Origin of the sequence: Actinoallomurus sp. NPDC052274, from assembly GCF_040679475.1 — a bacterium.
In the GTDB taxonomy this organism is placed as follows: domain Bacteria; phylum Actinomycetota; class Actinomycetes; order Streptosporangiales; family Streptosporangiaceae; genus Actinoallomurus; species Actinoallomurus liliacearum.
Map to the genome: position 1 here is coordinate 22,447 of NZ_JBFAUT010000084.1, position 7,106 is coordinate 29,552.

Annotated in this window: 7 protein-coding genes; 3 read left to right on the forward strand and 4 right to left on the reverse strand. The window is 72.3% G+C overall.

What is annotated here, in order from left to right:
- Nucleotides 1–69: 69 nt before the first annotated feature.
- Nucleotides 70–1,302 carry an alpha/beta hydrolase gene (locus AB0K82_RS40810; RefSeq protein ID WP_364407961.1) on the forward strand — a complete coding sequence of 411 codons (1,233 nt, stop codon included), beginning with the start codon at nt 70–72 and terminating at the stop codon, nt 1,300–1,302.
- Here AB0K82_RS40810 and AB0K82_RS40815 read toward each other — a convergent pair.
- From AB0K82_RS40815 to AB0K82_RS40830, 4 genes are all read right to left on the reverse strand, one after another.
- A complete protein-coding gene (locus AB0K82_RS40815) occupies nt 1,296–2,432 on the reverse strand; it encodes an EAL domain-containing protein (RefSeq protein WP_364407964.1) in 1,137 nt (378 codons plus the stop codon). The genes AB0K82_RS40810 and AB0K82_RS40815 overlap by 7 nt on opposite strands.
- Before the next feature lie 181 nt (nt 2,433–2,613).
- Complete coding sequence (locus AB0K82_RS40820; protein WP_364407967.1) at nt 2,614–3,009, reverse strand: ABC transporter permease; 396 nt, start codon at nt 3,007–3,009, stop codon at nt 2,614–2,616.
- Between the two features lie 65 nt (nt 3,010–3,074).
- Nucleotides 3,075–4,127 (reverse strand): DUF2330 domain-containing protein, encoded by a 1,053-nt coding sequence (locus AB0K82_RS40825; protein WP_364407969.1) that lies wholly within the window; start codon nt 4,125–4,127, stop codon nt 3,075–3,077.
- A 358-nt stretch (nt 4,128–4,485) separates the two neighbouring features.
- On the reverse strand, nt 4,486–4,725 hold the full coding sequence (locus AB0K82_RS40830; RefSeq protein WP_345347104.1) for a hypothetical protein: 240 nt from the start codon (nt 4,723–4,725) through the stop codon (nt 4,486–4,488).
- Between the two features lie 280 nt (nt 4,726–5,005).
- On the opposite strand from AB0K82_RS40830, the gene abc-f reads away from it, so the two are divergent.
- Together abc-f and AB0K82_RS40840 are read left to right on the forward strand one after the other, a co-directional pair.
- Nucleotides 5,006–6,604 carry a ribosomal protection-like ABC-F family protein gene (gene abc-f / locus AB0K82_RS40835; RefSeq protein WP_364407972.1) on the forward strand — a complete coding sequence of 533 codons (1,599 nt, stop codon included), beginning with the start codon at nt 5,006–5,008 and terminating at the stop codon, nt 6,602–6,604.
- Nucleotides 6,605–6,730: 126 nt separating this feature from the next.
- Nucleotides 6,731–6,943 (forward strand): helix-turn-helix domain-containing protein, encoded by a 213-nt coding sequence (locus AB0K82_RS40840; RefSeq protein ID WP_141961196.1) that lies wholly within the window; start codon nt 6,731–6,733, stop codon nt 6,941–6,943.
- The last annotated feature ends 163 nt before the right edge of the window (nt 6,944–7,106 follow it).

Here is a 7,106-nt window from a genome sequence, read left to right on the forward strand (position 1 = left end):
GGCGATCACGTTGTCGGCTCGCCGTCGGTGATGGATCGTGAGATCCGGTCCACGCCTCGGAGGGACGGCATGCCGTACGTTCTCCTCGCCTCGGGCGTCCTCGTGCTGCTGACGACGGTCAACGCGCTCTGGCCCCGGAAGGGGCTCCTGTTGCTGATCCCGGGGTTCTTCACCGCCTGGCTGACGATCGAGCTGGCCCCGTGGGTGCTGGTCGCCGAGGCGGGCGTCACGGCGCTGATCGCCTGCTTCGGCGGTCTCACCGGCGCGGCGGGCCTGGCCGGGCTCCTCGCCACCGCGCTGGGCTGGGCCGGCCTCGCCGTGGTGATGGCGCGGGCCCGCCGGACCACCGTGACCGTTCAGCGGTGGAGCGCGGAACTCGAACTCGATCCGGGGGAGCGGGCACCCTCCTTCCCCCGGTCGCACGTCGTCCTCCCGTTCCTCATGACCCGGCGCGCCGGGGTGACGCGCACCCGCGACATCGCGTACGGGGACGGGCCACGGATGCGGCTCGACGTGTACCGGCCGGCCGAGCCCGGCGAGCGGCGGCCCGGGATCATGCAGGTCCACGGCGGGGCGTGGATGATCGGCAGCAAGCGCGAGCAGGGGATCCCGCTGCTGGGCCACCTGGCCGCCAACGGCTGGGTGGGCGTCAACGTGGACTACCGGCTCAGCCCGCGGGTGAAGTTCCCCGAGCACCTGATCGACCTCAAACGCGCGATCCGGTGGTACCGCGAGCACGCCGAGGAGTACGGCGCCGACCCCGAGTTCCTGTGCGTCACCGGCGGCTCGGCGGGCGGTCATCTCGCCGCCCTCCTCGCGCTCACGCCGAACGTCCCGGAGTACCAGCCCGGATTCGCGGACGTCGACACGACCGTGCGGGCGGCCGTGCCGTTCTACGGGGTCTACGACCTCGGCGCCCTCCTGGACGGCGGCTCGAAGGTCTTCGCCTCGGCCATCGAGCGTCACGTGATGGGCGTGCGCCGGGCGGACGGCTGCGAGGCGTACGACAAGGCGTCCCCGGCGCACTGGGTCAACGCCGGCGCCCCGCCGTTCCTGGTGGTGCACGGCAGCCTGGACACCCTGGTGCCGGTCGATCAGGCGCGATCCTTCGCGGCGCGGCTGAGGAACGTGTCGGAGGCCCCGGTGCTGTACGCCGAGATGAAGGGCGCCCAGCACGCCTTCGACATCTTCCCGTCCTACCGCACCGCCCGCGTCATCGAGGGCGTCGAGCGCTTCCTCACCTGGGTGCGCCGGGCCGAGCACCCCGCCACGGGGTGCGGTCCGGCGGCCGGGTCTCAGTGATCCAGCGCGGACAGGCTGCGGATCAGGTCGCCGACCCGCGCGACGCCGAGGCACCGCCCGATCTCGTCGATCACCACGAGGTCGTCGTAGACGCGTTCGGCGTCGTCGCCCGCGGCGCGGAGGGCCGCGATCGCGGGCACCGTCCGGGGCACCGAACGGGGCGGATCGGCCAGCCGCGCGGCCGGCTTGTGCGCGTGCAGGGCATGGCCGTACGCGCCGGCCAGCCGGAGCAGGAAGCGGGTGCGGTCGACCGTGTGGCGAGGGCGTTCGGTCCGGTCGACGAGGACGACGCTGCTGGTGCCCGGCTCGGCGTTGAACACCGACAGCACCTCCTCGGCGGTGGCCGTGTCGGGCATCACCGTCGCCGGCATCATGAACTCCGTCACGCGCGGGCCGAGCCGGTCATGCTCGAGATCGCCGGAGCCGACCGGGACGGTCACGGCCATGCCGGGCCGCCAGTCCCGGGGCGCCAGCAGCGGTCCCTGCGCCAGCCGTACGCCGCGTCCCCGCAGATACGTCAGCTGGTCGTCGGAGGCGACGCCCGGAGCGAGCACGTGCCCGCCGATCCGGCGGCCCAGCGCGACGAACGCCTCGGCGATCGCGGCGCGCCGCGGGTCCGCCGCGGCCCGCCGGGTGACCGCGGGGTCGAGGATGAGCACCGTCGGGGCCATGTCGGCGACGAACCGGGTCGGCAGGTCGCCCGCCTCCAGGGCGAGGAGGTACCCGGCCGAGCGGAGCCCGCCGAGCCGCGCGGCGGCCTCGTCGAGCGGCATTCCCGGGTCGCCCGTCAGCGACACGATGACCCCGCCGGGACGGCGGCCCAGGTCGGCGAGCGTCCGGTGGAGCCGCTCCATCGGCCGGTCGTAGGCGAGAGTGCTCATTCGCAGGACCAGTTGGAGGGGGAGCAGCGTCTCCGCGCGGGAGAGGGCGCGGGCCGCCTGGATCGCGCGGTCGACCTCGCCGTCCGGGTCGGGGATCCGGGCGCCGGGCACCGCGGGTGCCACGGCCACGACCGTTCCGGCCTCGAGGTCGACGATGGGGTGGAAGGTGACATGCTCCGGCGACGAGGCGTCCGGACGCCCCGCGAACGCGGGCTGCGGGCCGCCGGGAGCGGCGGCGAAAGCTGTCACGGCACGATTCTGCGACGAATCCGTGGTTCCGGTAGCCCGCTGACCTCACTATTCATCGGGAATTTCACCACTTGCCGCCCTTGTGATATCGGGTGGTCCCTGCGCGATCGAAGGAACCCGCGGCGTCCGGTCCGGCGCCGGCGCGACGCCCGCCGTCCGTCCAGTCGGCCGGTGCGGACGCTCAGTAGGTGCGGTTAAGCATCAGGACGGACAGGAAGTAGGTCACCCCGGCGACGGCGGCCAGGCCGGCGAGCAGGCCGATCTCGGCGCCGCGCAGCGCCTGGACCAGCAGGGCGGCGACGATCACGCCGACCAGTACGTCACCGGTCATGGCGGCGGCCCGCAGGTGGATCCCGGACCGCCGGCCGAGCCCGAACGCCTCATGCACGGTGAGGACCGACTCGCCCCGGCGGTAGGCCAGCAGCGCGCCATAGCCGAGGAGCACGGCGAGGCCCACCAGTCCGGTCGTCGCGTGCCCCCGGGCGGTCTCGGTCACCCCGATCGCCAGGCCGGCCGCCACGGCGAGCGCCGGTGCGATCCACCGGCCCGCGCGTCGGCGTTCGGGAGCGATCCACATGCCGAGATCCTCCCACCGGGCGGCCGTCCCCAAACCGGTGGGTGACAGAGATGTCGATCAGCCGGTCAGGGTGTGGTGCGGATGGACCGCCTCGTCCGTGACCGGCGGGCCACGAGGATCGCCACCAGGGCCACGACGACCACGACGGGCAGCGCGAGGACCCACAGGAAGGCGGGCAGGCCGAGGAAGGTCACGAGCCCGCCCTCCTCGTACTCGACCTGCCGGTAGGACGTGTCGGCGGTGTATCCGAAGCCCAGGTCGTCGGTGAAGTCGGCCGGCGGGATCCCCTGGCGCACGAACTCCGTCATGAACGCCCCGCCGCCCAGCAGGGCGCGCAGGCGGGGGGAGGAGACCTGCGCGGGGCGCACCCGGCCCGCGTACGTGGTGAACAGCCCCAGCCCGCGGACGGTGACCCGGTGCGGCGCCAGGACGTACAGGTGCACGGCCTGGGGCGTGCTGGCCAGCCGGGACAGGCGGATCGGGTACACCGGGGCGGCGGAGGTGAACCTGATCCGCAACGGGTCCAGCTCGCCCGTGAGCGGTCCGCTCTCGGGGGCCAGCCTGACCGCGGTGTACGTCCACCGCCGTGCCACGTACGGTGCCAGCGCCTGGCTGAGGCGGCCCTTCAGGTGGTAGCCGTGCGACGTGAGCCACGCCGCCAGGGCGTGGGAGTCGGCCGCCGACAGCGTCGTCACCTCGAAGGGGCCGAGCCGCTGCCGGGCGAGCACGCCGACCCGGCCGCCCGCTGGCGCCGGTGCGCCCGCCACGCGGGTCCCGCCGCCGAGATCCGGAAGCCAGTGCCTGTGCCGGACGATTCTCGGCTCGGTGAGCCGGTCGAGCTGGTCGAACCAGCCGCGCTCGCCGAGCGACACCGCGGCACGGGACGGGGTCGGCATCAGCCAGGCGGCGTCACGGGCGCTGGACCGCACCGAGAGCCGCATGACGATCTCCTCGGACGAGCCGTCGTAGCGGACGATGGAGGTCTCGTCGGCGACGTTCACTCCCGAGTCCGTCCTCGTGATGAGCGCCCCGCAGCCGCAGGCCCAGGACGGCCGGACGACTCCGAGCGCCGCGACGGCCACGACGAGGGGGACCAGGATCCGGAAGAGCGTGCGCATGCCCGGTCGGACGCGGACGACGTCGGCGCGGTTGCGCGCCGACGGTCACGATCAGGACTCGCCCACGGACGCGGCGTACCGCGCGCGTCAGTCCAGGGGCGTCCTCAGTGGGGCTCTGGAGAAGGTCAGTAGGGGAGCGGGCGGCCGGAGGGAGTGCGCAGGTCGAGTTCGGCGACCGGGGTCGGACGCGGGCGCTTGACCTTGATCAGGATACGACGCATCGGTGAGACCTCATCCTCGACGGGAAGCGGGGCAGAACGGCCGACATCCACTCTTGCCCCCGGGCGGACACGCGACCACGGGGAGACTCCCCGTTCGGGTACCTGGATCCGGCCGGGCCCGGGCCCCGGCCGAGGCGTCACTCCTTGCCCAGCCGCCGGAGCAGGTCGACGCGTCTGTCCTCCATCCGCCCGAGGATCGCCTCCTGCTCCTCTACGTTCTGCAGCTGTACGGACTGCTCCGCGGGGTCGGTGGGGCCGTACTCCTGCTGCCCGATCTGCCGGCGCAGCTCCTTCAGCGTCGGCCGCAGGGACGCTATGTCGTCCTCGACCACCCGGAGCTCCTCCTCCAGCTCCTCCCTGGAGCGTTCGTCGGCCATCACGCGCCTTCCTCTCGTCGTCGGTCCCGCCCGCCCGGGTCGGCGGATCGGCTCGCCGTACACGCTTCCCCTGATCCCGGCCGTCACACGTGTGCAAGATCACCGAGCTCGGCCGGCGCGGCGACGATGTCAAGATCCAGGCGCGGCGTCCCCTACACTGGGGGCATGCTTGCGAGCTGATCAGGCGCTCCAAGGGCGCGGCCGGGCCATCGGGGCCTCCGGGCGGCGCCCTTTTCGTCGTCTCGCCTCTCCCAGCCCGCCCCCCAGGAGCGTTCTCACTGTGATCACCGCCCGTGACATCGAACTCCGCGCCGGCTCCCGTCTGCTGCTCGAGGGAGCCTCGTTCCGCGTCAACCCCGGCGACCGCGTCGGTCTGGTCGGCCGCAACGGCGCCGGCAAGACCACGCTGACCAAGGTGCTGGCCGGCGAGGGCCTGCCCGCCGCCGGCGAGGTGACCCGGTCCGGCACCGTCGGCTACCTCCCGCAGGATCCGCGCACCGGCGACCTCGACGTCCTCGCCCGCGACCGCATCCTGTCCGCGCGCGGCCTGGACGAGGTCATCAGCCAGATGCGCCAGGCCGAGGAGAAGATGGCGACCGCCGAGGGCGCCGAACGCGACAAGGCGGTCCGCAAGTACGGCCGCCTGGAGGACCGGCTGCACGTGCTCGGCGGGTACGCCGCCGACGCCGAGGCGGCCTCCATCGCCTCCAGCCTCGCCCTGCCGGACCGGGTGCTCGGCCAGCCGCTGCGCACGCTGTCCGGCGGCCAGCGCCGCCGCGTGGAGCTGGCCCGCATCCTGTTCTCCGGCGCCGACACCCTGCTGCTCGACGAGCCGACCAACCACCTGGACGCCGACTCGATCTCCTGGCTGCGCGACTTCCTCAAGTCGCACCAGGGCGGGCTGATCATGATCAGCCACGACGTCGGCCTGCTCGACGCGGTCGTGAACAAGGTCTTCCACCTCGACGCGAACCGCAACGTGATCGACCTCTACAACGTCGGCTGGAAGACCTACCTGACGCAGCGGGAGACCGACGAGCGGCGCCGCAAGCGCGAGCGCGCCAACGCCGAGCGCCAGGCGAACACCCTGCAGACCCAGGCCGACAAGATGCGCGCGAAGGCGACCAAGGCGAAGGCCGCGCAGCAGATGGAGCGTCGTGCGCAGCGCCTGCTGGCCGGGGTCGAGGACGAGCGTCAGGCCGACAAGGTGGCCCGGATTCGGTTCCCCGCGCCGGCTCCGTGTGGCAAAACGCCGCTCATGGCACGAGCTTTGTCCAAATCGTACGGTTCGTTGGAAGTCTTCGCGGATGTCGACCTAGCGGTTGATAGGGGCAGTCGGGTCGTCATCCTGGGCCTCAACGGAGCGGGCAAGACGACGCTGCTGCGCCTCCTGGCAGGCGTCGAAAAGCCCGATACGGGCGAGCGTGTCGACGGGCACGGCCTGCGCCTGGGGTACTACGCGCAGGAGCACGAGACCCTCGACGTGGACCGTACCGTCCTGGAGAACATGCGCTCGGCCGCCCCCGACCTCCCGGAGACGGAGGTGCGCAAGATCCTGGGCTCGTTCCTGTTCACCGGCGACGACGTCGACAAGCCTGCCGGCGTGCTGTCCGGAGGGGAGAAGACCCGCCTCGCACTCGCCACTCTCGTCGTCTCCAGCGCCAATGTGCTGCTGCTCGACGAGCCGACGAACAACCTCGATCCGGCGAGCCGTGAGGAGATCCTGGGCGCCCTGCGGACGTACGCCGGGGCGATCGTTCTGGTGACTCACGATGAGGGCGCGGTGGAGGCGCTGCAACCGGAAAGAGTGATCTTGCTTCCGGATGGTGTTGAGGACATCTGGAGTGACGAATTTTCCGATCTCGTGGCACTTGCCTGACCTGCAGCGCAACCTTGACACAACGAAGCAGATCTTTTCTGGCGTAGTGGGTAGCCGATCGCGCGCGAATGTCTGATCATGGCTGGGGATAACGCAGCGGTCACCGCATCACTACGGGAGGTACTCGTGGCCGAGACCCTAAAGAAGGGCACCCGCGTGACCGGTGCCGAGCGAGATAAGTTGGCGGAGCAGTTGAAGAAGCGCTACGACTCCGGCGAGAGCATCCGTGCCCTGGCTGCCGCAACCGGACGGTCGTACGGCTTCATCCACCGCATCCTCACCGAGTCCGGCGTGAACCTGCGCGGACGCGGTGGGGCAACCCGCGGTAAGAAGTCCTGACGGACAGCTACTCCCCCCAGCTCTCGGCGCCGGACCGCATGAGAGGCCACCGTGCCCGACCCGCTAGGGGGGGGCCCGGGGGGGGGGCCCGGCGCCCCGAGGCCCCGGGGGGGGGGGGGGGATTGCGGGGCGAACGCGAGGCCCAGGCGCGGGTCAGCGTGGA